Below are 24,165 nucleotides of genomic sequence, written 5' to 3' on the forward strand. Positions count from 1 at the left end.
ATAAATGTCTGTTCCTGAGATATCTATAATAATTCCCACTTATAATGTAGAAGAATATATAGAGGAAGCGTTAAATTCAGTACTTAATCAGAGTTTTAAGCAATTAGAGGTTATAGTAATTGATGATGGATCACGGGATAAAACAGTTGAAATCATTCAATCTTTACAAGATGAGCGGATAAAGCTATATGAAAATGGGTCTAACCAAGGTCCTGCTTATTCGAGAAACTTTGGGATTTCTAAAGCAAAAGGTACTTGGATAGCCTTTTTAGATGGAGATGACTGGTGGGATCAAGAAAGAATAAAAGAGTTGCTTAATTTTGCTAGAATTAAAGAAGCTGACATGGTATTTGATGATATTTTCCTAATATATGATGGGCATGTAAGTCCGTATGCAACACAATGTCAAAATTACAAAGAAAAACTTGAATCTAGCCTTAATATTACCCCAGAGTTATTAGTAGAGTTAGATTTAGGAATGCAACCGATAATAAAAAGAAATCTATTGGAGAAAAAAAATATAAGATTTAATGATCAATTGATATTTGGGGAAGATTATGTTTTTTATCTTGAGGTACTATGCGAGTCTAATAAATGTTATTTTTATAATAAACCGTTATACTTTTATAGGCAGAGGGGAGATTCTCTTACAAGACAAAAGACAAAGAGAATCCAACAGTTAATACAAGCAAATAGGGAACTGTTAAAGCATGAAAAATTTCAAGGGAATAAAAAATTAATTAATCAATTGCAAGGTAGGATGGTAAGACTCTCAAATCTAAATTTATATTATAGCTTCATTGAAAAAATAAAAGAAAAAGATATTAAGGGTATAGTGAAAAATATATATTTAAATCCTAAGGTGATTTTAATATTAATAAGCCGTTTACCAAAGGTCTTAAAATACAGACTAGGGAAATTTATTAAAAGTAGAGGTTAAAATATGAAAGACAAAAGTTTTGTACTTCAAAAGATGGATAGTAAGAATTCTTATGTTTATAACTCTATTTTCATAATGTTAATTTCACTATTCATTTTATATGTGCCGGTAGTAAATAGCATGCAACCATTAATAAAAGCACCATATAGTTATTATGTTAATTTTTTAATTATTTTTGTGCTGTGGGTATTTAATTTTTTAAATAGTAAAAGTGCTAATTTTACTAAAGAATATTTGCAATCAATGGGCTGTTTATATGTCTTAGGTCTTTACTGTGCTATTTCAAGTTTTTGGAGTGAAATACAATTTGAAACTTTATGGAGAACATTTATAATTTTTGGTCCTATTTTCGCAATGGCATACATTGTTAATGTAGATCGAATGATTGAAAAAACATTGATTGCTAGTTATAAAATTCAAATGTTAGTAGGTTTATTTTTAGCTACCTTAATGATATTTATTAAAATTTTTGGATTAATGATGTGGTTTAATGACGAATATTCACTAAATTATATTACCTTAGGTCCTATAAGAATAGAACAGGCAGTTTATTATTCAGGAGCGACACTGAGATTTTCATCTATTACAGGAAATCCTAACATATTATCATACATACTATTAATATCATTAGCGACCACTCTGATTTTGTTTTTAAGACAGTCAATAAAAACTTTCTATTTTATAATATCATTTTTAATTCAATGTTATGCCTTGTTTTTAACATATTCAAGGACAGGGATATTGGCATTTGGAATCTTCTTATTTCTGTTCTTTTGGTTAAATAATAGTAGGGGAATGAACCGTTTAAGAAAAAACATTTGGAAATTCATGAGAATATCTTTGATTCTAAGTGTTTTTGCAGGAGGAATAATAGCCCTTTTATTACAGGGAAGTAACCAGCGATTAAGCTTAGATTTGGCAGGAAGAGGAAAAGCATGGGATTTATTAGCCGATGTTATTTCAAACCATTTCTTTTTGGGGATAGGATTCAATTCTAGTCAAGAGTTTTTAAGAGAAATGAATGTTGGAGTAAATCATGCACATAGTCTATATTTAGGTATTACAGCTGAGATAGGGGTTATCGGTTTAGGATTATTTCTATTTTTTGTCTGTTGTACATTAGGGATTTTAATTCAACAGTTTCAAAAATACAAGAACAACTTAGAGTATAAAAATCAGTGGCTCATGTATTCTGGAAATATTGCAATAATAGTGGCTATTTTATTCCATCAGGGTACAGAATTCTCTTTATTAAGAAATAATTATCTGAACTTTTTATGGTTCTTCTTTATATTTACTACAATAAAGTTAGGTAGTGATTTAATTAAAAGAGAGAACGGAGGAGATCCTGTTGCAAAAAACTTTAGTAATAGGGGTTAAAGTAGAGAACATAGAAAAAGAAATGTCTGGTCCACAAAAGGTGTTCAATAGTATTGTTAATGATATAGATAATGAGGATATAATTGTTTTAGGAAGGGATATAAGAGCATGTATAAAAGGGATATTTTCTAGAGATGTAAGTAATTTGCATATATTTGGTTTTACACGATCAAATGCATTGTTAGTTATAATAGGGAAAATATTAGGAAAGAATATTCTTTATACCGCAAATGGCTTAGTATCGCGGGAAAATTTGCACTTCTCTAATCTGAGAATTTCTTGTAAAATGGCGGAATTTATTACTTTGAAGCTTGCAGATGGTATTATATGCGTGTCAGAAGGGTTAAAGGAAATGATTATAAGTGATTATAAAATACCAAAAAAGAAATTGAAAGTTATTCCAAATGGCGTTTCCGAAAAATTTCTGACTATAAAGCCAGACAAAAATATTTTTAACGAACTTATTCCTTTAGAAAAAAGAAAAAAGATTATATTTACTGCTTGCGGAACTTTTAAGTACAAAGGAATTGAACAATTAGTTAAAGTTGTGAATGATATAAAAAGGGATGATTTTATCTTAGTAATTGCTGGACCAAAGGGAAATGTTCATGACAAGGTAATGAATATGATGGATCCTAAAAAGGTTATATATATAGGTAATTTAAATCAAAGTGAATTGATAAGTGCTTATTATTATTCAAATCTTTATATCCAAAATAGCTTATATGAAACTTTTGGCTTAGCACCATTAGAGGCATTAGCTGTTGGTACACCAGTTATAGTAAGTAAAGATGTTCAGATGAATTATTTGCTTAAAAATACAAGATTAGAACACTTTATTATAAATAATGATGAGGAACTGTCTGAAAGGATTAATTTAATATTAGATAATCCTAATATTAAAGAGGATTTAAGTATCAGTGCTAAGAAAATAGCTCAAAATAATACTTGGCAGGATATACGTCAGCAATATAAAGAATTATGGAGCGTTATTAATTAAGTGATAAAAGTATGGTGAGAAAATTGGGCAATGAATATCTAGTTAATGTTATAGTACCCACATTAGGAAATAGAATTGAGTATATTAAACGCTTATTTAATAGTTTAGAAGAGCAAACTATTAATAATATTAAAGTTATTATTGTGTCTCAAGAAAATCATGATAGAATTAGCAGTTTATTAATGAAATACAAGTTTAATTACCATCATGTAATATTAAGTAAAAAAGGGTTATCTCATGCAAGAAATAAAGGTTTAGAATATGTGGATAATGGTATTGTTACGTTCTCTGATGATGACTGCTGGTATCCTAAAAACGCATTTGAAACGGTTGTTGAAGGATTTAAATATAGGGATATTGACGCGCTAAGTTTTCAGATATTTGACCCCGAAATTCAACAATATTATAAAGAATATCCACAAGCTCCTATAGAAAAATTAGGTATTCGCGGGGTTTTAAAAATTTCATCAATAGAGTTCTTTATTAATTTAAATAAAATTGATATTGGAGATTTGAAGTTTGATGAGAGATTTGGTCTTGGGGCAAAATATCCATCTGGGGAAGAAAATATCTTGCTCGCAGATTTATTGAAACAGAAATATAGTATAGCTTATGTTAATCAAATTATTGTTTTTCATAAAAAGAAAACATCAGAAAATAAACTAATTGATTTGAATACTTTTACAGGAAAAGGACCATTATTTAAAAGGATGAGAGGAACTATTCCAGCTATATGTATGCTAACAATTTTCTTTGTAAAAAAATTTCATTTAACTGAAAAACCAATTCGCTCATTCATCAAAAGTTTTAAAGAGCTGTTAAAATTTTGATGAAAATATCAAAGAAGATCTGAAGGAGTAGTATTGAAATGGAAATAAATCTAAGTGAGATTGAAATAGGGAATCAATCACTTGTGTCAATTATTACCCCATCATATAATGCAAGTTCTTTTATTAAAGAAACAATCCAATCTGTCCAATCTCAAACTTATACAAATTGGGAAATGATTATTATAGATGATGTTTCAAAAGATAATACTTGTGAATTAATAAAAGAAGAGATTAAGAAAGATAATCGTATTCGATTAATTGAATTACAGGAAAATTGTGGGGCAGCAATTGCGAGGAATACAGGCATTAATAATGCAAGAGGGAAGTATGCAGCTTTTTTAGATAGCGATGATCTATGGCTACCCGAAAAATTAGAAAAACAATTGACTTTTATGGAGAATAATGATGTAGCTTTTTCGTTTACGGGTTATCAAATTATGAATCAAGATGGTACCCTTACTGATAAAATTGTACATGTGCCAGAAAAAATTAATTATAATGGATTATTAAAAAATACAATAATCGGTTGTTTAACGGTTATGTTGGATATTGAGAAGTTAGGGAAAGTACAAATGCCTAACATTAGGACCCGCCAAGATACTGCAACATGGCTGAAAATATTAAGACAAGGTCATTATGCTTATGGATTAGATGAAGTTTTATCTAAGTATAGAAAAGTTGAAAATTCTATTTCTAGTAAAAAATTTAAAATGGCTAAAATGAATTGGAAATTATATAGAGAAATTGAGGAGTTAAGTATCCCGAAATCTGCATGGTGTTTTATAAATTATGCTCTAAATGGAGTAGTAAAACATTTTGTTAAATAAGCATTAAAAGCCCTTTTCTTCAAAGGGCTTTTTTTATTGTTAATAATTAAGGAGGATATAAGATGAATATTGCTATTTTTGGTACAGGTTATGTAGGACTAGTAACGGGGGTTTGTTTATCGGATATTGGGCATCGCGTGACTTGTATTGATATTGATGAAAATAAAGTTGCAAGAATGAAAAAAGGTATTTCACCAATATATGAACCAGGTTTAGATGATTTAATGAGTAAAAATATTAAAGAAAATAGATTGTTATTTACAACGGATTGTCGTCAAGGGATTGAAGAAGCAGATGTTATTTATATAGCAGTAGGTACACCGCAGCAAACAGATGGTTCAGCTAATTTACAATATATTGAGCAAGTTGCTTTAGATATTGCTAATAATCTAAAAAAAGATTCGATTGTAGTAATTAAAAGTACGGTCCCAGTTGGTACAAATGATCATGTTAAAAATTTAATTCAGCAAAATTTGAAAGCAGATGTGAAAATTAGCATGGTATCGAATCCGGAATTTTTAAGAGAGGGTTCTGCAATTCACGATAGTTTCTATGGAGATCGTATAGTTATTGGGACTGATGATGCTAAAACTGCCGATGTTATGGAAGAAGTGAATAAATCTTTTAATGTTCCTGTTTTTAAAACAACAATTAGAAGTTCAGAAATGATTAAATATGCAGCAAATGCTTTCTTAGCTACAAAAATTAGCTTTATTAATGAAATTGCTAATATTTGCGAAAAGTTAGGTGCGGATGTAGAGCATGTAGCTAATGGTATGGGATTAGATAAAAGGATTGGTACACAATTTTTAAAAGCGGGTATCGGATATGGGGGCTCTTGTTTCCCAAAAGATACACATGCTTTAATACAAATTGCTGGTAATGTCGAGCATGATTTTGATCTGTTAAAATCAGTTATTACGGTAAATAATAATCAGCAGGCATCGCTCGTTGAAAAAATAAAAAATGTATTAGGTGATATGGCAGGAAAACAAGTGGCTATGCTTGGTTTAGCTTTTAAACCAAACACTGATGACATGAGAGAAGCGGCATCTATTGTTATTGCAAATGATTTAGTGAAAATGGGTGCAGAGGTCGTAGCTTATGATCCAATTGCTACTGAAAATGCAAAGAAAATATTACCTAATGAGGTTCAATATGTGTCCTCCGTTGAAAGAGCAGTTAAAAATGCCGATGTAACACTTATTGTAACTGAATGGGATGATATAAAAGAATTCCCTATTGAGCAGTATATCAAATTAATGAAACAACCTATTATTTTTGATGGTCGTAATTGCCATGGTTTAGAATATGTGAAAAAGTTTAATGTAGACTATTATTCCGTAGGAAGACCAGCTGTAGTTCGTGAAAAAGTTTATTTATAATTAGTGGGTAATTTATAGGATGAGAATCTGTAAGACTAATTTTTATAAATAAAGAAATTTTTTATTAACCTAGCTATTTTAAATTCTAGCTAGATTAATGTTTACATGCTTATTATAAGGATATGTAGTAATCGGGAGGTTTGTTAATTATGGCAGTACTTGTAACAGGTGGAGCAGGATATATTGGTAGTCATACATGTGTAGAATTACTAAATCGCGGTTACGAAGTTATAGTAGTGGATAATCTTTCGAATAGCTCGGTAGAATCTATAAATCGAGTGAAAGAAATAACAGGAAAACAATTTAAGTTTTATAAAGAAGATGTTTTAAATCATGAAGCGCTTGACGCAATTTTTGAAGAAAATGCAATTGAAGCAGTTATTCACTTTGCAGGATTTAAAGCTGTAGGGGAGTCAGTAGCGATTCCATTAACATATTATCATAACAACATTACAAGCACGTTAGTGCTATGTGAAGTAATGCAGAAACATAATATAAAGAAGATAATCTTTAGTTCATCTGCAACTGTATATGGTATCCCGGAAACGTCACCAATTACGGAGGAGTTTCCATTAAGTGCAACAAATCCATATGGTCAAACGAAATTAATGATTGAGCAAATTATGCGTGATGTAGCATTTGCAGATGCAGAATGGAGTATCGCATTACTTCGCTATTTCAATCCATTTGGTGCACACGAAAGTGGGCGTATCGGAGAAGATCCAAATGGAATCCCAAATAACTTAATGCCATATGTAACGCAAGTAGCAGTAGGTAAGTTAAAAGAATTAAGTGTATTCGGAAATGACTATCCAACGAAAGATGGAACGGGAGTCCGTGATTACATTCATGTTGTGGACTTAGCAAATGGTCACGTAAAGGCACTTGAGAAAGTACTGAGTACAACAGGAGTGGATGCTTATAATCTGGGCACAGGTACGGGTTATAGTGTGCTAGAGATGGTTGAAGCATTTGAAAAGGTTTCGGGTAAGAAAGTTCCTTATAAAATTACAGAGCGTCGCCCAGGTGATGTGGCAGTATGCTTTGCTGATGCATCGAAAGCAAAGCGTGAATTAGGCTGGGAAGCAACACATGGGTTAGAAGAGATGTGTGCAGATTCTTGGAGATGGCAGTCTGAAAATAAGAATGGATATCAAAAAGTTGTTAATTAGGTAATTCGTTATAGGGTGCTAAAACTTTCATTAAGTTATCAATATAGTTTGGCTTAAAAATTGAATTACATGTATAATGTATTTTATATTTTGTAGTCATAATAAATTGATAGCGGTACCTGAAGAAAGAAGGTTAAAAGCATGAAAAAGAAAATCTTATTTTGGATATTAGGAATCATAGGAGTCCTAATTATAGGTGGAGGAGTCTATGCTTATAATATATATTCTTCCGTGTCAAAAACATTAGATGAAGTTCATAAACCATTAAAACGTGATGAAAACAATAAACAAGAAGAAAAAATCAATAAATCTGAACCCGTTTCAATTTTACTATTAGGTGCGGATGAACGTGGTGAGGATAAAGGACGTTCAGATTCTTTAATGGTCATTACATTAAATCCTAAAAATAATTCAATGAAAACAGTAAGTATTCCTCGTGATACATATACAGAAATCGTTGGAAAGGGTAAAAGTGATAAAATCAATCATGCGTATGCATTCGGTGGCGTAGACATGTCTGTCGCAACTGTAGAAAAGTTCTTAAATATTCCTATTAATTATTATATTGAAGTGAACATGGAAGGATTTAAAGATATTGTCGATGCAGTAGGCGGTGTAGATGTTAATAATGATTTAGAGTTTTCTCTAGAAGGAAAGCACTTCCAAAAGGGAAATATCCACTTAACAGGTGACCAAGCTCTAGCATTCACACGTATGCGTAAAGCAGACCCACGAGGTGACTTCGGTCGTCAAATGCGTCAACGTCAAGTGATGCAAGCTGTTATTAAGAAAGGCGCAAGTTTCTCTTCTTTATCAAGCTATGGTGATGTGTTAACGGCAATCCAAAAGAACGTGAAAACAAACTTAACGCAAGATCAAATGTTTGATATGCAAAAGAATTATAAAGATTGTTTGAAAAATAGTGAGGATATCCAAATCCCAGGTGACGGCCACAAAGCTGCTGATGGTATTTGGTACTACTATGTTCCAGATGCTGCAAAACAAGATTTAACGAATAAATTAAGAGCGCATCTTGAAGTGACTAAGTAGTATGTAATAACCCAACTCCTTTGGAAGGAGTTGGGTTTATTTTTGCATGGATTTATATTAGTATTATATATTGTGAGATTAATAGATGAGGTGAATCGATGAATAAGAAAGCAGTACTTGTCCTTGTTATTTTTGTATTGTTTGTAGCTTCGATTGTGAGCGGTAAACTATACTGGAATAAGAAGATTGCGAATGCAACAGGACAAACGAGTGAAGTATCGAAAACAAAGGCTGAAGTGAAAGATAGCGGAGCAAAGAAAGAAGAGAAAAAAGAAGAGAAAAAAGAAGAGAAAAAGCAAGATACCAAGTCATCTTTTAATGAAGCATATGCGAAGAACTTGCCAGATGCAGTGAAAGAGAAGTTAAAGAAAGCTGCTGAGGATAAAAAGGCAGTAAACCTTATTATTGTTGGTGATGAAGCTTCTTCATCTGAAAAAGGTGATTGGGCAGCTAAGTTAACGTCTAATTTAGAAACTGCTTACGGTAAAGGTTTATGGAATGTGACTGTAAAGGAATATAAGGGTGAAAGCACAGAAGAGTTAATTGCGAATAAGCGTGATAAAGAGATTGCGAAAGAGAATCCAGATGTGATCTTATTTGAGCCACCATTTATTACTGATAACGGTAAAACTGGTAATGGAAACTCTGTAGCAAATACACAGAAGTTCGTTCAAGCACTTTCTACTAGTGCAAAGGGTGCTACGATTATGATTCAACCATCAAATCCAGTGTATGGTGCGAAGAATTATCCGAAAGCGATTGAAGCGTTAAAACAATTTGCAACGCAAAATAATTATACATATATTGATCATTGGGGAGCATGGCCGGATGCTTCAACGAAAGGTATTTTACCATACCTACAAGAAGAATTTGGTTTCCCAAGTGCAAAAGGACATGACGTTTGGGCGAAATATGTAACTGATTATTTTGTAGCTAAGTAATGAAGGAGAGATAAAAGGTGTACGAGTTCTCGTATACCTTGTCCTTTTATAATTAAGAGATTTGAAAATAGTAGGAGGAAGACAATGAACTCAATCCTAATCTGCGGCGGAGCCGGGTACATCGGTTCTCACGCTGTGAAAAAATTAGTAGACGAAGGTTTATCTGTAGTAGTAGTAGATAACTTACAAACTGGTCATGAAGATGCAATTACGGAAGGCGCGAGGTTTTATAATGGCGACCTTCGTGATAAATCATTTTTAAGGGATGTTTTTAAACAAGAAAATATTGAGGCGGTTATGCACTTTGCAGCTGATTCTTTAGTTGGAGTTAGTATGGAAAAGCCCCTTCAATATTATAATAACAATGTGTATGGTGCACTTTGTTTATTAGAGGTAATGGATGAGTTTAAGGTAGATAAGTTCATTTTCTCTTCTACTGCGGCAACGTATGGTGAGGTAGATGTGGATCTTATTACTGAGGAAACGATGACAAATCCTACGAATACGTACGGAGAGACGAAGTTAGCAATCGAGAAGATGCTTCATTGGTATAGCCAAGCTTCTAATTTACGTTATAAGATTTTCAGATACTTTAACGTGGCTGGTGCAACTCCAAATGGTATTATTGGGGAAGATCACCGTCCAGAAACACATTTAATTCCTCTTGTGCTGCAAGTGGCTTTAGGTCAACGTGAGAAGATTATGATGTTTGGTGATGATTATAATACACCAGACGGTACTTGTATCCGTGATTATATTCATGTTGAAGATTTAGTAGCGGCTCATTTCTTAGGGCTTAAAGACTTGCAGAACGGCGGAGAGAGTGATTTCTATAACTTAGGAAATGGTAATGGTTTCAGTGTAAAAGAAATCGTTGATGCAGTTCGTGAGGTTACAAATCATGAAATTCCTGCTGAGGTAGCACCGCGCCGTGCGGGCGATCCAGCACGTTTAGTTGCTTCTTCTAAGAAAGCGAAAGAGAAGCTAGGATGGGATCCTAAGTATGTAAATGTTAAGACAATCATTGAACATGCTTGGAATTGGCATCAAAAGCAACCGAATGGATATGCTAAATAAATATAATAAGTGAAAGAGAGGGTATCGTCGACAAAATATGTTCGACAATACCCTCTCTTTTTTTGTACGATTTTTGCTATACTAAACTGTACTATAATACATGATGGAAGGAGGAAAATAATGAAAATACTTGTGGTTGATGATGAATCGAGTATTCGTAATTTGATTCGGATGCAGTTGGAGATGGAAGGTTATGAAGTATTGGCAGCGGCTGATGGGAGAGAAGCTTTAGAGCGATGGAATGAAGGGCCGGATGTATTGATTTTGGACGTTATGCTTCCGGATACGGATGGGTATGAGTTGCTTCGTTTGTTCCGCGAGAGGGATAGGGATATTCCGGTGCTTATGTTAACGGCAAAAAGTCAGATGAATGATAAGTTGATTGGATTGCAGCTTGGTGCCGATGATTATGTGACGAAGCCATTTAATTATGCGGAGCTTATTCTTCGGGTTAAGAATATGGCGCGGCGTGTAAAGAAGACGGAGGTCGCTGTAAGTCATGAAGTAATTGAGGCTGGAGAGATAGTGATTTGTCCTAAGGAAAGAAAGGTACATGTGAGTGGACAAGAGATTCAGTTAACGTACCGAGAGTTTAATTTATGTCAGTTGTTTGTTTCAAATCCGCAGCGTGTGTTTATGAGGGATGAGTTGCTTGAGAAAGTATGGGGGTTTGAGTATATCGGAAATACGAGAGCAGTTGATATTATGGTGCAGAGACTTCGAAAGAAGCTTGGGACGAGCGGAGAATATATTAAGACAATTTATGGCGTTGGCTATAAACTGGATTGTTAAGTGGTGATGGTATGTCTTTAAAGCGAAATATGGTGTTTGGAATAGTTGGGCTGTTAATTCCGATTTTTGTTCTTTTATATGCAGTTGTTTATATTACGTTAGAAAAGAATATGTATCATAACGCAGCAGATTCTTTAGAAAAGTTAAGTGTAGAAGCACAAATTTATACGATGAATTATTTAGAGAAGGAAGCAGAAGTGGATACGCTTGGTCCGAATTCACTTTTAATTGCGTCGTATTTAGCGAAGCGTATGGATGTCCGTGTACAGATGATTGGAAAGAATGGCGATGTTGTTGCAGATACACAAAAAGGAGCGTTGCTTCACCGTAACATCGACATTGAGAGTTCTTTGAAGGGGAAGAAGTCTTATGTTTTTGAGGAGGCGGATCCCGCTCCCATTCTTTTGTTTTCAAGCCCGGTTTATTATGGAAACGATGTCATTGGAAGTGTTCGTTTTATAAATGAGTTAACGGGTGAGAAGGAAGTTTTAACAAATGTGAGCTGGACTTTCTTAATGACATCTCTTTGCCTAGTAGCTACCGGTATTTTCTTTGCGATTCGTTTGGCGAAGTCTCTTCATAAACCAATTGATCAGTTGAGACAAATGGCACAGAGGCTCGCGAATGGTGATTATAAGAGTAAGATTGAGTTAAATGAGTACGTGGAAATCGCTCAGCTTTCCGCATCTTTTAACGCGATGGCCGATGGAATTGAACTGCATATTAAGCAATTGCAGGAGGAGAAAGAGAAGCAGAAAGATTTCCTAGACCGCATTACGCATGAGCTAAAAACACCGCTAACGGCAATTATCGGTTATGTTGATTTAATTCCGAAGTTACAATCGAAAGAAGATGTACAGGAAAGTCTTCGTTATGTGGCGGTGGAAAGTGAGCGTTTATTATCACTTGTAGAGGAACTGCTTAAGTCTTCGAAATATGGGACGAGTACGTTTGAGGTGTCTCCTACAGTTGTGAATATAAAGGAATTGGCAGAAGAAGCAGTTTCAATTGTGAAACCTCGTCTAAATCAGTTCGAAATTGAAGTGATAAATGAGTTAACAGATGTACATGTTGTTGCAGATTTTGATAAGACGAAGCAAATTTTCTTAAATGTGCTTGATAATGCAATTAAGTATAGTGATGCTTCGCACATTCGTATGAATGTAATTGTAAATGAGCAGGAGGCGAAGGTTTTTGTTCATGATGATGGGATCGGTATAGATGAAGTGGTGCTTGCAGAGTGGAATGAGTCTCCGAAAGGAAAGGCACTTCCGTCTAGTTACGGGAATGGCTATGGTTTGTATATTTGTCAGGAGATTATGAATAAGCAGGGCGGAAGCATGCGGATTGAGAGTAGTGAAGAAATAGGTACTACAATATTCATTACATTTTTGCTTCCGAGAAGGATGGAAGACATAAAAAACTTGAAAGCGGTTAAATGATACATTTATGAAACAATTATGCGGTATTTTCGAAACAACGTTTTTTTATCTTGGAGGTAGGCAGAAATGAAAAGGCTATCATTTCAAATTCTTATGTTTGTCATTTGTATGATTGTTTCTCTTGTTTTGTTTTATGTTATGGAGAAGCAAATCTATAATCGAATTAACATTGTAAATGATAAACAAGCCGTTTTACAAAGGGTGAATGAATCTCTTCCAATTGAAGTGAAAGTAAGACATGAAAAGTGGGGAGAAATTGTTGTAACGGATGAAGTTCGTTTGCATACGATTGTTTCATTCTTTGACCGAATTCGAATAGAGCCTGAGGGCGTTAAGAGCCAAGAACAAGTATTTACTGGAGAAGTAACGTACTTGAATGGACATAAGCGTACTTTTGCAGTAGGTGACTTGTTCCAGTATGGGGAAAATGTATACGGAAAGAACGGCATGGATCCGATGATTTCAGCACTTCAAACGTATTTATTAAGCCTGTATTACACGCCAGAGCGTATTAGTGATTTCTTTGCTTCAGCAAAGGACGTCGTAGTACGTCAAGGCGATGTGGTACGTACTATCAATCTTACGCACATACTTGATTCTATTCGATACGCAAAGCAAATTACAGATTACGGAGAAATTCAGAAGTTATTACAATCGCAGAATGAACCGATTGCTTATATTACAGCTTATAAAACAGGTAAGCGTGTAAAGAATGATCGTGAAGATATTCTTACGATTTCTGTGTATCCATCGTACTTTGTTGTGCAATATCTCGGTGATAATAACGGAAATGTCATGTATATGAAAGGCTCTCTAGCAGAGTTATTCGTAAAGGAGAATGCGTCATGAGAAAGATAGCCTTTTTCTTCTTTTTGCTAGTAATTGGAGGAGCGATGTCTAGTTGCTCTCGAGATACAACCTCTATTAAATATAGTAAAAATGGTCTCCCTATTTTGGATGATCGTCATATTGTTGCGTATGTAGCGGCTCGTGAGGAAGTTGGTGAAGCGTTACTTTCATCATTTTGTAAACCGCGCGGATGTACGTATGAATTTATTCGTCTTTCAACAGAAGAACTTCTTCGTAGAGTGGAAGAAGAAGCTGGAAATCCGAAGGCGGATATTATTATTGGCGGTACAGTAGATGCGCATCAAATGATGAAGCAAAAAAATCTTTCTATTCCTGTGATAAGCCAACATGCAAATCGTATTTCAAAAACTGTTAAAGATAAAGATGGTTATTGGTACGGTTATGAAGTGGAGAAGCTGGCAATTGCGATTAATAAAGAGCGGTGGAACGAGGAAATAGCGCCGCTCGGTCTCTCGTATCCGTTAAGATGGAAAGATTTATTAAATCCAGTATATAAGGGAAAGATTGTCATGCCCGATCCAAATGTTTCAGGTACAGCATATACGTTTTTCCAGTCACTTATTGATACGTTAGGTGAAGAGGAAGCGAAGGAATATGTGAAGAATCTGGCAGAACAAGTTGGAGAAGTAACAGTGAATGGTTACATCCCAGCAGAACTTGTTGCGAGTGGTGAATATATGATAGGCATCAACTTTATGGGAGATCAGAGAATGCTTCAAAAACAAGGCTTTCCGATTTTAAGTAACGAACCTGAGCAAACAGGGTTATCCGTTAATGCGATTTCTAAACTAAAACGTGCACCGAGTGGTATTATTGCGGATTTATTTATTGATTATTGTTTATCAGAAGAAGCGGGTCACATTTTAGAAAAAGTGTCGTTTGGCGTACCAACGATGTTTGCGAAGAATGAGAAAGAAATAGAAGGACAGCCGGTTAGAAGGACGAACCAAAATATATCAAATAGCGGAATAATCGAGATATGGAATAGACAGCGTCTCTCTCTGAAGTGAGAAAAGGAGACGAAAATATATGTTTAAATGGCTCAAGCCAGCACCTGCAATTGAAAGATTGCCAGCGGATATGATCGACCGTGTATATCGATTACTACGTATTCGTGTGTTAATCGGGATTTCAGTTGGATATGCTGCTTATTATTTAGTTCGTAGTAACTTTACGTTATCAAGTACGTATTTAGTACAAGAATATGGTTTTAGTACAGCTGAAATTGGTCTACTAGGTTCAGTAATGGCAATTGTTTATGGATTTAGTAAGTTCTTTATGGGTAATTTATCAGATAAAGCTTTCGCCCAGCGCTTTATCGCAGTCGGTTTATTCTTATCAGGGCTTGTAAATATTTGTTTCGGCTTTGCATCATCATTTGGGATGATTGTTACATTACTTGTTGTTAACGGTATTGTACAAGGTATGGGAGCACCACCTTGTAGTATTGTTATGACAAAATGGTTCTCGAAGAAAGAACGCGGTACGAAAACAGGTCTTTGGAATATTTCACATAACGTTGGTGGAATGCTTGTGCCACCACTTGTCGGAATTGGTGTAGGTATTTTTGGTGAAAACCATTGGCAAGGCGGCGTGTTTATTTTCCCTGCAATTATCGCAATGGTAATTTCAGTTCTTGTTTGGATTAATGCGAAGGATACACCAGAATCTGAAGGTCTTCCTCCAATTGATGAGTATCGTAATGACTATGAAAATCTTGAAAAAGCAGATAATGCTAACAAGATGTCACCAAAAGAAATTTTAATGAAGTATGTAGTGAAAAATAAATTTGTATGGTTCTTATGTATTGCAAATGCATTTGTTTACTTAATTCGTTTCGGTGTTATCAACTGGGTTCCACTTTATTTAACGACAGTTAAAGGATTTTCAAAAGCAGAAGCGCATGCGGCATATGCAATCTTTGAAGGTATGGCAATTCCAAGTTCATTAATCGTTGGTTTTTTAAGTGATAAATTATTTAAAGGAAAACGTATGCCATTATGTATTATTAGTATGGTTGGAGTTGTTATTGGTACGTTTATATATTGGCAAGCAACTAGCGTACTTGTTGTAAGTATTGCAGTTTCTATTATCGGTTGTTTAATTTATGTACCACAGTTCTTAATCGGTTTAAGTGCAATGGAATTAGTACCGAAATTTGCAGTAGGTACGACAGTTGGTATGTGTGGTTTGTTCGGTTATGTAGGCGGAAGTCTTGTAGCAAACGCAGCAATTGGTGTTATTGTTGATCGTTCTGGCTGGGATGGTTGTTTCATCTTACTATTAACAGGAGCGGTTTTATCAACAATCTTCTTATTTATTGTTCAACGTGGACATGAGAGAAAAGATCCTAAAGTAGCGTAATATTTTGTTTGAAAAGCTATCCAATTGTGTGTGATTGGATAGCTTTTATATTAGAAAAAACAAACAGTATGTAAAATTGCAGTTTAATATGTAAATGATTTTTGTTAATTAATATAATTTTTTTAGATTTAATAAACCAATTACGTACATAGTTAGACCGAAAAATCCGCCGCCACAGATGAAAATTACAACCTTAAATAAAGAAATAGAGATTTCTTCTGAGCCTACATAGGGAAGGATATAATTCATAAAAACAAACATTTGAAAGCCCCAAAGCAGACCTGCTTTTAAGCCAGCTTTTCTTAATTTTTTCTTGTGTTGTAAATATTCTTCTTTTGTTACACATTCAGTATCACTTAAACCTTTTTTCTTGAATTTAAAGGCTAAGTAATTAGCGTAAATCATATTAGATAGAAAAATGAATATTGTCCCTATAGATATTGTGTGATTCATAGTATCAACAAGTAACATAATAAGCATTACCAACATATTTAACCACCATAAACCAATTCCAGCTACAGATAACTCTTTATTGATTTCTTGTTTTTGGTATTCATCTCTCTCACTTAGTGTTCCAACAAAACTATTATAAACTCTTTCTTTCCATTCAATTTTCATCATTTAATCTCCCTCCCAAAATAGACTATTTAAATCTGTTTTTAGTGCTTTTGCTAATTCGATACATAAGGCTAAAGAGGGATTATATTTATTGTTTTCAATTAAATTTATTGTCTGTCTCGCCACGTTAACTTTTTTAGCTAACTCTAGTTGCGATAGCCCTTCAGATTTTCGATATTGTTTAACGTTATTCAAATATAACCCTCCCATTGATGGTTGTAGACCTCGTGTACCGAAATGTCATTTATATGTGACATTTTATAATTGAATAGATAAAATGTCAAATATATATGACAAAATAGCGATGGTGCAATTAGGAAAATGATTTTAATGATTCATTTTGGTAAGAAATATGTTAATAAAGAATGGCTTCCATTCAATTAAAATTGCTCTTTTTCCTTTCCTTAAATCTATCTTAAAAGATATAATGTCATATTTCTAATCATTGGAATTTTTGTTACAATATAAATGGATGTGTAAAACTTTGTAAAAAGATTGTAATAATATACAATTTATTTTCAGAAAGTTTTATACAATTATGGTATTTATTAAACTATTAATTTATAAAGGGAGAGAGAATATGTTACCAAATACGGTTCGTACTCCAAACAAGAAGAAGAAATGGATCATTATTGGGGTTATTGCACTAATTGTTATTGTAGCGGCAATTAATATTTTTGTTATGCAAGGTAAGAAGAAGGGTGCATCAACAAATGCTGATGCTGTAAGTTTTGAGAAAGTGACAGAGCGTAAGCTGAATAATACGAAGTTAATTTCTGGTCAGGTAAAGCCTGGTAATATTGAAAGTTTTTATGCAGATCCGGCCAAAGGAAAAGTGAAAGATATTGAGGTAAAAGAAGGGCAAGAGGTAGAAAAAGGTACGAAGTTATTCTCTTATGACAATGAAGAGATTAACCTTCAAATGAAGCAAGCTGAGCTTGATCAGAAGATGGCGGATATGCGTTATGATCAAGGAAAGAAGAAGATTGATTCGCTCAAGAAAGAAATTAAGAAGGCAAAAGATAGCGGAGCTGGGAAAGAAGTAACGGATCCGATGGACGAGCAAGTAAACGAGTTAGAGATAGCTCAAAAGACAACTGATCTTGAGAAAGAAAAAGGAAAGTTGCAGAAAGAAGAGTTAAGTAAGAAGCAGAAAGAGCTTACGATTTATAGTAATTTCGCTGGTGTTGTTCAAAAGTTAGATAAAGATGCGGCACAAAGTTCATCTCAAGCGTTAGGTGGTCAAGGAAAATCGTTTTTACAAGTAGCTTCTAAAGAACCATTCCAAGTTCAAGGTACGTTAACTGAGCTTCAGAAGTCACAAATTCAAAAGGATCAAACATTCACTGTAACGGCAAAAGCAAATAATAAGAAGAAGTGGACAGGTAAGATTACAGAGGTAAGTGAGTTCCCAACAAGTGCAGAGATGGCGCAAGCTGGCGGCATGGGTGAAGCAACTCAAAATATGTCCCAATATACATATAAAGCTAGCCTTGATAGTCAAGATGGTTTATCTCCAGGTTATCACGTTTCCCTGCAAGTAAACTTAGAGAATAAGACGATGATTGCTGTTCCAAGTAAAAGCATTGTAGAAAAAGGCGATGATGCATTTGTTTATGTTGAGGATAAAGGGAAGCTTCGTAAACAAAATGTGAAAAAAGGTTCTACTGATGGAGACTGGACAGAGGTTGTAGAAGGCGTAACAGTGGGGCAAAAGGTGGTTAAAAATCCTTCCGACGATGTGTATGACGGAATGGAAGTGAAAGAGAAATGATTACGTTAAATAATATTGCTAAAACGTATTATCAAGGAAAATTGGCGGTGCCGATTTTGCATGGTATTAGTTTAACGATTCAGAGTGGTGAGTTCGTTTCGATTATGGGACCGTCTGGTTCTGGTAAGTCGACGCTTATGAATATTATTGGTTGCTTAGATCGTCCAACAGAAGGCGAATATATGCTGAATGACGTGAATATCTTAACAGCAGACGAGTCAAAGCTTGCTTTAATTCGTAATGAATATATTGGCTTTGTATTCCAGCATTTTAATTTACTGCCTCGTCTTTCCGCAGTGGAAAATGTTGAGCTTCCGCTCGTATATGGTGGCGTGAAGAAAGCGGAGCGTCGCAAGCGTGCTTTGGAGGCGTTAGGTAAAGTTGGATTGGCGGATCGCGTGCATCATTTACCAAATGAGTTATCAGGTGGACAGAAGCAGCGTGTAGCGATTGCAAGAGCGATTGCGAATAACCCAACGTTCATTATGGCCGATGAACCGACTGGTGCACTTGATACGAAGTCTGGTGAGCAAGTTATGGATATTTTCACGAAGCTTAATGCAGAAGGTACAACAATTGTTATGGTTACGCATGAAGAGGAAGTAGCAGCGTATTCTTCCCGCCGCATTGTACTACGAGACGGGAAAGTTACAGAAGATAGAAGGTGTGCGGTATGAGTTTACTAGATAGTATAAAAATTGCCCTATCTTCTATTTTAGCTCATAAACTACGTTCAGCTCTTACGATGCTTGGTATTATTATCGGGGTAGGTTCGATTATTACGGTCGTTGCAATTGGGCAAGGCGGAGAAGCGATGCTGAAGTCAAAATTCGCAGGTTCTGGTGGTAATAACCTTATGCCAATTCAATTTAAACCAGATATTAATGATGAGTTTGCTATAGGTGGTTTTGAAATGCCGAAGCTAACGGAAGAGGATATTTTGGAAGTAAAACAAGTGAAAGATGTTTCACATGTTATTACGACAAACCAGAATTCAGAGGTGCTTGATGTAAATGATAAAAAAGCAAATTTGAATGTTATTGGTCTTGATAATGAATATTTTGCGGTTAATAAAGTAAAGGTCGTAAAGGGACGTACTTTAAATGAATCAGATATTTCTCATGCAAATAACGTTGTGATGATTAGTACAAAAACAGAAGAGACGTTATTTAAGGGCGTAAATCCAGTAGGACAAATTATTGAGATGAAAGGACAACCGATGCAAATTGTCGGTGTGTATACATCTGATAATGAATTTATGGGATTTGAAATGGAAGAAGCGTTAATCCCTCTTACGTTATGGCCTGTTTTATACGGAACAGATGAAATTCAAAGTATCGCAATTCAAGCTAAAAATGTAGACGATTTAGAAGCAGCAGGGAAACAAGCTGTTGATGTATTAAATAGTCGTAAGCCAAGTGAAATTCCGGGTAAATATGAACTGGTTAATTTAAAAGAATTCCAAGAAAATGTTTCTAAAGTTACTAACATTATGACAATGATCATCGGTGGTATCGCTGGTATTTCATTAGTCGTTGGTGGAATTGGTGTTATGAACATCATGCTTGTATCTGTAACGGAGCGTACGCGTGAAATTGGTGTACGTAAAGCACTTGGAGCAACGCGTAGTAAAATTTTATTACAGTTTTTAATTGAAGCAGTTATGTTAACACTTCTAGGTGGTTTGATCGGAATTGGTCTTGGGTATGGCGGAGCATATATCGTTTCTACATTCGCAAAATGGCCACCACTCGTTTCATGGGAAGTTGTCGTTGGAGGCGTACTGTTCTCGATGACACTCGGTATCATTTTCGGATTAATTCCAGCAAACAAAGCTGCGAAATTAGATCCAATTGAAGCATTGCGTTATGAGTAATTAATAGGGTAGTAGAACTACACATTACCGTTCTAGTGGGCGGTTCGTAGCCTCTTGCATGAGGAAGTGAACCGCCCACTAGAACGGGTTATATAAATAGAAGGAGGCGTTATAATGGAAGCAAATATTAATACGCAAGATGTAGGTGCAAAGAAGCCATCATTATTAGGAATGATTACTTCTCCAGGTGAGCAGTTTGAGAGAATGAAGACGAAAAGTCCGGTATGGGGGGCATTTTTCCTTTTCATTATATTAACAGCTGTAATTGCAGGGATTGGCATGTATCAAGTAGTAAATCATCCTGATGTAATGGGTGAGGTGCCTGATGCCGAAGCGGCTAAAGTTGTTGGTTACTTCGGAATAGGAGCAGGTATTGTTGGTGGGCTATTTGGTACTGCGATTTGGTTCTTCATTGCGGCAGCTATTTATAAAGTGATTATGATGTTTATGAGTAATGATACTTCATACATGAAATTATTATCTATTTATGTCTACACATATACGATTTCAATTTTAGGTGCAATTGTGAACTTTATTATTAGAATGATTATTGGTGGAGATATTGAAACTTCTTATACAAGTTTAGCAACTTTATTTGAGCCAGGTACAGTTGCTCATGGTGCTGCTTCATCATTCGAAGTTTTCAATATTTGGGCATTAGTTGTAATGGGATTAGGATTACATATTACGGCTGGATTAAGTAAAAAACAAGCAACGATTTTAATTGTTATTTTCTTTATTCTTTCAGTTGGATTTAGTAGTTTAAGTGGTCTAGCTCCAAAATTTGGTGCATAATTTATTCTTTTAGAAAAAGGTGACTCTTCAAGAGAGTCACCTTTTTTATTTTTACCCTTACTTCAAATACCGCCAACAAAATTTCAAATACTATCTAGTGTAATTTCAAATTCCATCGGTAGTATTTGAAATTACTCACAGTGAAATCTATTCTTTATTTTTATATTGTGAAGGTACCGCGGAATACTAGAAAGGTATACCTTTTAGAAACGGGTACTGTGTGAAGCCAGCGACTTTTACAGAGGCAGTTGTTTTGTATGAAGGAATGATTGTAAATCAAATAAAGAAATTAGGTATTCGCCAAGATTATGAAGAGTATTATCAATGTGGTTTAATTGGTCTTTGGCATGCGTATGAAAGATTTGATGCAAAGAAGGGGTATTTCCCTGCATATGCACTTGTAACAGTGCGTGGTTATATATTAGAAAGATTGAAGAAAGAATCTACTGTACAAGAAAGATGTGTATGTGTAGGAGAGTATGAGGACATCTTTCATTTTGAAGATGTTGAAATGAGAGTGAAGGATTTTATGAGTGTGTTAGACGAGAAGGAGAAGTATATTATTTTTGAACGTTTTTTTGTAGGGAAGACGATGGGAGAAATCGCTTTAGAGACGGAAATGACATATTATCAAGTAAGATGGATGTATCGGCAAGCACTCGAGAAAATGCGAGATAGTGTAAGAGGATAAAAATAGCAAATAGAATGGAAGGTAAGGAAATACTACCTTCCATTCTATTTGTTATTAAGGTGATGAATCTTGCATGTTCATTTGGGATAATACATATCCAGCTTTCCATAATTGCTGACTTAGCTTATGGGAACTAATTTGTATCGTTACGGTAGCTCCGTTTGAAAAATGAATTTTAGCTCGTTTAGCTTTTTGGAAAAACTCTATTGTATGAACATGTTTAAAGAAAAGCCAAATACAATTTGGAGAAGCAGGAGATTCTGTTGGGAAAGCACAAATATATTCTCTATGATTGATCGGAATTGGAACGTTTTGTTTAAATTTAAATTTTGTTTTTACGGCATTACGTCTCCCTTGATAAGTAGAATGAATATTTGTTAGACAAGATTTCTGTATAAGTTGGAGAGCAGTTTGACAGGAGTAAAGATGGTTCCCGCTACTGTCGATAATTTTTGTACGGTAATAAGGGTGTTTACATGGTTCAAGCATCATTGTAGAACTAGAAATAAAAATGTTGTTTTCATTATCCATAATTCTATATCCTCCCTTATAATTTTCATTCTGAATATAATTATATATAAATTAAGTAAATTAATTGTTAATATTCTATTTCATATTGTAAATTTTGGCTATTCGTTTACAATCAATAGGTGATAGTCTTTCTAATTTGCATCGCTTGTACATATATATGAAAATAGAAAAGAGTAGGCGGTGATATAGTATGAAGAAAAAGTATATTATTATGGCTTTAGTTGTCATTCTCCTAGTATATTTAGCAAACAGCAATCCGAGTAAAGGAGAATATACAGAATGGGCAGCGAAGCAGTTTATGAAGCGAAATGATGTGAGTAAGAAGCTAGATGAAGTTCAAAAAGAGAATGAAGAGGGTCTCCTTGGCGACTTGGCATCGGCCGGTAAAAAGTTAGCGAAAAAGTATGTTGAGCCACAAGTTGGGTTATTAATTGATCATTATACGAAGCGAAATGATTATATATTCTTCTCAACATATACGACTGAGTTTGATATAGGTGAAGAACATTATAAGTACGTATGCGTCGGTTTTTCAAAGATTTTTATTCCGATTGAAATGCCGAAGAAAAAAGACGAATCTGCAAAATGATGCAGATTCGTCTTTTTTATTTTATAGAGTAATTGGAACTTCAGATACATTTTTTTCTACAAGGCGAGCTCCCTTTTTTCTTGTATTTTCATCAATGGATGAAAATACAGATGAGGCAAGGATTGTATCCATTACTTGATTTACGACTTGTGCATCGATTGGTGTGATGGGCGTATCGATAGAAAAAACGACTGTTTTTCCATCTTCTTTCGCGAAAATTAACTCTAGTACTTGCATGTGTTATTCCCTCCTTTGTATTTATCCCGCTATTTACGGGACTCGGGTCTGCTGGTTAAATTGCGGCTAATAATCAGCGGGGATGAATAAAATCCCCACTGATCCGAGTTTTACTTTATAGTTTAGAAAGATCTGATGTGCTTACAAGTTGTACAGCGTGAAGTGGTGATGCTTGTAAGGAAGCGAGAGCATGAGCTACGTTGTGTACTTGATCTAAGCTCGCATTTGTTTTAACACGTTTAAATTGTTTGCTCTTGAAAACTGTTTTGCCGTTCTTATCTAATCCGTTGTTTAAGACAAGACGTAAAGTTAAATCCATTACGATTGTTTCAATTGCCATGTGTATCACCTCCTTTCACTTTATAAATAGGGTACAAATGTCATGTTTTGGCGTGAAATTTTTTCTTTTTTTTGGTACCCTTAAAAGATTAAGAGAGGAGAATTCTGGATAATGAATCGTAAATGGTTATTTTGGATTCCTGTATTACTATGGATGGGGCTGATTTTCTATTCTTCGGCACAACCATATAAAAAGCAGGATATGCGTTCAGATATTGAACAATATGTAAATGTTGAATTTGTGAAAGAGCATTTTTCATGGGTATCTATCGATTATGGTGGAGGAACCCCTGTTAGTATTGCGAATAAAGGTGTAGGCGGATTTATTGAGTTTTTCCTTCGTAAAGGTGCTCATTTTATGGTGTTCTTTATGCTAGGTTCATTGATTTATTACGCTTTTCATCGATTAGGTCATTCGAGGAAAAGATGTTTTATATATGCCCTTCTTTTCGTTGCAGGTTATGCAACATTTGATGAAATCCATCAATGGTATACGGGGGACCGTACACCAATGTGGCAAGATTCATTGCTTGATACGTGTGGCGGATTAACGGGAATTATAATAAGTAATTGGTTTTGGAATAGAAAAAAGCGCTAATCTCATTTTGAGATTAGCGCTTTTTTGCGGGTAGTAAAATTTCCCGT

Annotated in this window: 27 protein-coding genes; 22 read left to right on the forward strand and 5 right to left on the reverse strand. The window is 34.6% G+C overall.

Features of this window, described 5'->3' with window-relative positions:
• Positions 1 to 4 precede the first annotated feature (4 nt).
• From AC1Q8L_RS20420 to AC1Q8L_RS20490, 15 genes are all read left to right on the forward strand, one after another.
• Positions 5 to 940, forward strand: coding sequence for a glycosyltransferase family 2 protein (locus AC1Q8L_RS20420; protein WP_000115838.1), 936 nt, complete (start codon positions 5 to 7; stop codon positions 938 to 940).
• 3 nt (positions 941 to 943) lie between these two features.
• Positions 944 to 2,320, forward strand: a complete 1,377-nt coding sequence (locus AC1Q8L_RS20425) for an O-antigen ligase family protein (RefSeq protein WP_000653504.1) — start codon at positions 944 to 946, stop codon at positions 2,318 to 2,320.
• Positions 2,292 to 3,320 carry a glycosyltransferase family 4 protein gene (locus AC1Q8L_RS20430; RefSeq protein WP_001173035.1) on the forward strand — a complete coding sequence of 343 codons (1,029 nt, stop codon included), beginning with the start codon at positions 2,292 to 2,294 and terminating at the stop codon, positions 3,318 to 3,320. The genes AC1Q8L_RS20425 and AC1Q8L_RS20430 overlap by 29 nt, the downstream gene beginning before the upstream one ends.
• Positions 3,321 to 3,331: 11 nt before the next feature.
• The gene (locus AC1Q8L_RS20435) at positions 3,332 to 4,150 is read left to right on the forward strand and encodes a glycosyltransferase family A protein (protein WP_000251818.1); all 819 of its coding nucleotides are present in this window, start codon (positions 3,332 to 3,334) and stop codon (positions 4,148 to 4,150) included.
• A 38-nt stretch (positions 4,151 to 4,188) separates the two neighbouring features.
• Entirely contained in the window at positions 4,189 to 4,977 is a 789-nt protein-coding gene (locus AC1Q8L_RS20440) for a glycosyltransferase family 2 protein (RefSeq protein ID WP_000405134.1), read from the forward strand.
• Between the two features lie 62 nt (positions 4,978 to 5,039).
• Positions 5,040 to 6,362 (forward strand): UDP-glucose dehydrogenase family protein, encoded by a 1,323-nt coding sequence (locus AC1Q8L_RS20445; RefSeq protein ID WP_001017338.1) that lies wholly within the window; start codon positions 5,040 to 5,042, stop codon positions 6,360 to 6,362.
• A gap of 149 nt (positions 6,363 to 6,511) precedes the next feature.
• A complete protein-coding gene (gene galE / locus AC1Q8L_RS20450; RefSeq protein WP_492339485.1) occupies positions 6,512 to 7,534 on the forward strand; it encodes a UDP-glucose 4-epimerase GalE in 1,023 nt (340 codons plus the stop codon).
• A gap of 141 nt (positions 7,535 to 7,675) precedes the next feature.
• The gene (gene tagU, locus AC1Q8L_RS20455) at positions 7,676 to 8,584 is read left to right on the forward strand and encodes a polyisoprenyl-teichoic acid--peptidoglycan teichoic acid transferase TagU (protein WP_000727058.1); all 909 of its coding nucleotides are present in this window, start codon (positions 7,676 to 7,678) and stop codon (positions 8,582 to 8,584) included.
• A gap of 98 nt (positions 8,585 to 8,682) precedes the next feature.
• Positions 8,683 to 9,525: an SGNH/GDSL hydrolase family protein gene (locus AC1Q8L_RS20460; protein ID WP_001034162.1), complete on the forward strand. Its 843-nt coding sequence runs from the start codon at positions 8,683 to 8,685 to the stop codon at positions 9,523 to 9,525.
• Between the two features lie 84 nt (positions 9,526 to 9,609).
• On the forward strand, positions 9,610 to 10,602 hold the full coding sequence (gene galE, locus AC1Q8L_RS20465; RefSeq protein WP_098311968.1) for a UDP-glucose 4-epimerase GalE: 993 nt from the start codon (positions 9,610 to 9,612) through the stop codon (positions 10,600 to 10,602).
• 120 nt (positions 10,603 to 10,722) lie between these two features.
• Positions 10,723 to 11,394, forward strand: a complete 672-nt coding sequence (locus tag AC1Q8L_RS20470) for a response regulator transcription factor (protein ID WP_000699549.1) — start codon at positions 10,723 to 10,725, stop codon at positions 11,392 to 11,394.
• 11 nt (positions 11,395 to 11,405) lie between these two features.
• On the forward strand, positions 11,406 to 12,836 hold the full coding sequence (locus tag AC1Q8L_RS20475) for a HAMP domain-containing sensor histidine kinase (RefSeq protein ID WP_000054030.1): 1,431 nt from the start codon (positions 11,406 to 11,408) through the stop codon (positions 12,834 to 12,836).
• A gap of 66 nt (positions 12,837 to 12,902) precedes the next feature.
• The gene (locus AC1Q8L_RS20480) at positions 12,903 to 13,685 is read left to right on the forward strand and encodes a DUF3919 family protein (RefSeq protein ID WP_000826618.1); all 783 of its coding nucleotides are present in this window, start codon (positions 12,903 to 12,905) and stop codon (positions 13,683 to 13,685) included.
• Positions 13,682 to 14,716 carry an ABC transporter substrate-binding protein gene (locus tag AC1Q8L_RS20485; protein ID WP_001225641.1) on the forward strand — a complete coding sequence of 345 codons (1,035 nt, stop codon included), beginning with the start codon at positions 13,682 to 13,684 and terminating at the stop codon, positions 14,714 to 14,716. Before AC1Q8L_RS20480 ends, AC1Q8L_RS20485 begins: the two co-directional genes overlap by 4 nt.
• Before the next feature lie 19 nt (positions 14,717 to 14,735).
• Entirely contained in the window at positions 14,736 to 16,070 is a 1,335-nt protein-coding gene (locus AC1Q8L_RS20490) for an MFS transporter (protein WP_000477603.1), read from the forward strand.
• A gap of 108 nt (positions 16,071 to 16,178) precedes the next feature.
• Here AC1Q8L_RS20490 and AC1Q8L_RS20495 read toward each other — a convergent pair whose 3' ends face one another.
• Both AC1Q8L_RS20495 and AC1Q8L_RS20500 read right to left on the reverse strand, forming a co-directional pair.
• Complete coding sequence (locus AC1Q8L_RS20495) at positions 16,179 to 16,691, reverse strand: DUF3278 domain-containing protein (protein ID WP_000975595.1); 513 nt, start codon at positions 16,689 to 16,691, stop codon at positions 16,179 to 16,181.
• The gene (locus tag AC1Q8L_RS20500) at positions 16,692 to 16,883 is read right to left on the reverse strand and encodes a helix-turn-helix transcriptional regulator (protein ID WP_001067016.1); all 192 of its coding nucleotides are present in this window, start codon (positions 16,881 to 16,883) and stop codon (positions 16,692 to 16,694) included. It lies immediately after the preceding gene.
• 385 nt (positions 16,884 to 17,268) lie between these two features.
• Here AC1Q8L_RS20500 and AC1Q8L_RS20505 point away from each other — a divergent pair, with 385 nt between their 5' ends.
• The 5 genes from AC1Q8L_RS20505 to AC1Q8L_RS20525 all read left to right on the forward strand — a co-directional run bounded on the left by AC1Q8L_RS20505 (position 17,269) and on the right by AC1Q8L_RS20525 (position 21,824).
• A complete protein-coding gene (locus AC1Q8L_RS20505) occupies positions 17,269 to 18,462 on the forward strand; it encodes an efflux RND transporter periplasmic adaptor subunit (protein ID WP_000937313.1) in 1,194 nt (397 codons plus the stop codon).
• Complete coding sequence (locus AC1Q8L_RS20510) at positions 18,459 to 19,139, forward strand: ABC transporter ATP-binding protein (RefSeq protein ID WP_000631624.1); 681 nt, start codon at positions 18,459 to 18,461, stop codon at positions 19,137 to 19,139. The genes AC1Q8L_RS20505 and AC1Q8L_RS20510 overlap by 4 nt, the downstream gene beginning before the upstream one ends.
• Positions 19,136 to 20,338, forward strand: a complete 1,203-nt coding sequence (locus AC1Q8L_RS20515; protein WP_000054363.1) for an ABC transporter permease — start codon at positions 19,136 to 19,138, stop codon at positions 20,336 to 20,338. Before AC1Q8L_RS20510 ends, AC1Q8L_RS20515 begins: the two co-directional genes overlap by 4 nt.
• Before the next feature lie 114 nt (positions 20,339 to 20,452).
• Positions 20,453 to 21,133, forward strand: a complete 681-nt coding sequence (gene yknW / locus AC1Q8L_RS20520; RefSeq protein WP_000387917.1) for a YknW family membrane protein — start codon at positions 20,453 to 20,455, stop codon at positions 21,131 to 21,133.
• A 220-nt stretch (positions 21,134 to 21,353) separates the two neighbouring features.
• A complete protein-coding gene (locus AC1Q8L_RS20525) occupies positions 21,354 to 21,824 on the forward strand; it encodes a sigma-70 family RNA polymerase sigma factor (protein ID WP_000801297.1) in 471 nt (156 codons plus the stop codon).
• A gap of 54 nt (positions 21,825 to 21,878) precedes the next feature.
• Here AC1Q8L_RS20525 and AC1Q8L_RS20530 read toward each other — a convergent pair whose 3' ends face one another.
• Positions 21,879 to 22,355, reverse strand: coding sequence for a competence protein ComK (locus tag AC1Q8L_RS20530; protein WP_000368314.1), 477 nt, complete (start codon positions 22,353 to 22,355; stop codon positions 21,879 to 21,881).
• Between the two features lie 190 nt (positions 22,356 to 22,545).
• Here AC1Q8L_RS20530 and AC1Q8L_RS20535 point away from each other — a divergent pair, with 190 nt between their 5' ends.
• Positions 22,546 to 22,944, forward strand: coding sequence for a DUF4359 domain-containing protein (locus tag AC1Q8L_RS20535; protein ID WP_000731400.1), 399 nt, complete (start codon positions 22,546 to 22,548; stop codon positions 22,942 to 22,944).
• A gap of 21 nt (positions 22,945 to 22,965) precedes the next feature.
• Here AC1Q8L_RS20535 and AC1Q8L_RS20540 read toward each other — a convergent pair whose 3' ends face one another.
• Both AC1Q8L_RS20540 and AC1Q8L_RS20545 read right to left on the reverse strand, forming a co-directional pair.
• Complete coding sequence (locus tag AC1Q8L_RS20540) at positions 22,966 to 23,181, reverse strand: DUF2922 domain-containing protein (RefSeq protein ID WP_001197593.1); 216 nt, start codon at positions 23,179 to 23,181, stop codon at positions 22,966 to 22,968.
• A 115-nt stretch (positions 23,182 to 23,296) separates the two neighbouring features.
• Positions 23,297 to 23,521, reverse strand: coding sequence for a DUF1659 domain-containing protein (locus AC1Q8L_RS20545; RefSeq protein WP_000963861.1), 225 nt, complete (start codon positions 23,519 to 23,521; stop codon positions 23,297 to 23,299).
• A 111-nt stretch (positions 23,522 to 23,632) separates the two neighbouring features.
• On the opposite strand from AC1Q8L_RS20545, the gene AC1Q8L_RS20550 reads away from it, so the two are divergent.
• Complete coding sequence (locus tag AC1Q8L_RS20550; protein WP_001080703.1) at positions 23,633 to 24,118, forward strand: VanZ family protein; 486 nt, start codon at positions 23,633 to 23,635, stop codon at positions 24,116 to 24,118.
• The last annotated feature ends 47 nt before the right edge of the window (positions 24,119 to 24,165 follow it).

It is taken from the genome of Bacillus sp. GW823-FHT06A11 (assembly GCF_058795355.1).

Excerpts from the sequence above, each read along its gene's own strand:
- AC1Q8L_RS20420 (WP_000115838.1), top strand. The coding sequence starts at position 5 with ATGTCTGTTCCTGAGATATCTATAATAATTCCCACTTATAATGTAGAA.
- AC1Q8L_RS20425 (WP_000653504.1), top strand. The coding sequence starts at position 944 with ATGAAAGACAAAAGTTTTGTACTTCAAAAGATGGATAGTAAGAATTCT.
- AC1Q8L_RS20435 (WP_000251818.1), top strand. The coding sequence starts at position 3,332 with ATGGTGAGAAAATTGGGCAATGAATATCTAGTTAATGTTATAGTACCC.
- AC1Q8L_RS20440 (WP_000405134.1), top strand. The coding sequence starts at position 4,189 with ATGGAAATAAATCTAAGTGAGATTGAAATAGGGAATCAATCACTTGTG.
- AC1Q8L_RS20445 (WP_001017338.1), top strand. The coding sequence starts at position 5,040 with ATGAATATTGCTATTTTTGGTACAGGTTATGTAGGACTAGTAACGGGG.
- galE (WP_492339485.1), top strand. The coding sequence starts at position 6,512 with ATGGCAGTACTTGTAACAGGTGGAGCAGGATATATTGGTAGTCATACA.
- tagU (WP_000727058.1), top strand. The coding sequence starts at position 7,676 with ATGAAAAAGAAAATCTTATTTTGGATATTAGGAATCATAGGAGTCCTA.
- AC1Q8L_RS20460 (WP_001034162.1), top strand. The coding sequence starts at position 8,683 with ATGAATAAGAAAGCAGTACTTGTCCTTGTTATTTTTGTATTGTTTGTA.
- galE (WP_098311968.1), top strand. The coding sequence starts at position 9,610 with ATGAACTCAATCCTAATCTGCGGCGGAGCCGGGTACATCGGTTCTCAC.
- AC1Q8L_RS20470 (WP_000699549.1), top strand. The coding sequence starts at position 10,723 with ATGAAAATACTTGTGGTTGATGATGAATCGAGTATTCGTAATTTGATT.
- AC1Q8L_RS20475 (WP_000054030.1), top strand. The coding sequence starts at position 11,406 with ATGTCTTTAAAGCGAAATATGGTGTTTGGAATAGTTGGGCTGTTAATT.
- AC1Q8L_RS20480 (WP_000826618.1), top strand. The coding sequence starts at position 12,903 with ATGAAAAGGCTATCATTTCAAATTCTTATGTTTGTCATTTGTATGATT.
- AC1Q8L_RS20485 (WP_001225641.1), top strand. The coding sequence starts at position 13,682 with ATGAGAAAGATAGCCTTTTTCTTCTTTTTGCTAGTAATTGGAGGAGCG.
- AC1Q8L_RS20490 (WP_000477603.1), top strand. The coding sequence starts at position 14,736 with ATGTTTAAATGGCTCAAGCCAGCACCTGCAATTGAAAGATTGCCAGCG.
- AC1Q8L_RS20495 (WP_000975595.1), bottom strand. The coding sequence starts at position 16,691 with ATGATGAAAATTGAATGGAAAGAAAGAGTTTATAATAGTTTTGTTGGA.
- AC1Q8L_RS20505 (WP_000937313.1), top strand. The coding sequence starts at position 17,269 with ATGTTACCAAATACGGTTCGTACTCCAAACAAGAAGAAGAAATGGATC.
- AC1Q8L_RS20510 (WP_000631624.1), top strand. The coding sequence starts at position 18,459 with ATGATTACGTTAAATAATATTGCTAAAACGTATTATCAAGGAAAATTG.
- AC1Q8L_RS20515 (WP_000054363.1), top strand. The coding sequence starts at position 19,136 with ATGAGTTTACTAGATAGTATAAAAATTGCCCTATCTTCTATTTTAGCT.
- yknW (WP_000387917.1), top strand. The coding sequence starts at position 20,453 with ATGGAAGCAAATATTAATACGCAAGATGTAGGTGCAAAGAAGCCATCA.
- AC1Q8L_RS20530 (WP_000368314.1), bottom strand. The coding sequence starts at position 22,355 with ATGGATAATGAAAACAACATTTTTATTTCTAGTTCTACAATGATGCTT.
- AC1Q8L_RS20535 (WP_000731400.1), top strand. The coding sequence starts at position 22,546 with ATGAAGAAAAAGTATATTATTATGGCTTTAGTTGTCATTCTCCTAGTA.
- AC1Q8L_RS20540 (WP_001197593.1), bottom strand. The coding sequence starts at position 23,181 with ATGCAAGTACTAGAGTTAATTTTCGCGAAAGAAGATGGAAAAACAGTC.
- AC1Q8L_RS20545 (WP_000963861.1), bottom strand. The coding sequence starts at position 23,521 with ATGGCAATTGAAACAATCGTAATGGATTTAACTTTACGTCTTGTCTTA.
- AC1Q8L_RS20550 (WP_001080703.1), top strand. The coding sequence starts at position 23,633 with ATGAATCGTAAATGGTTATTTTGGATTCCTGTATTACTATGGATGGGG.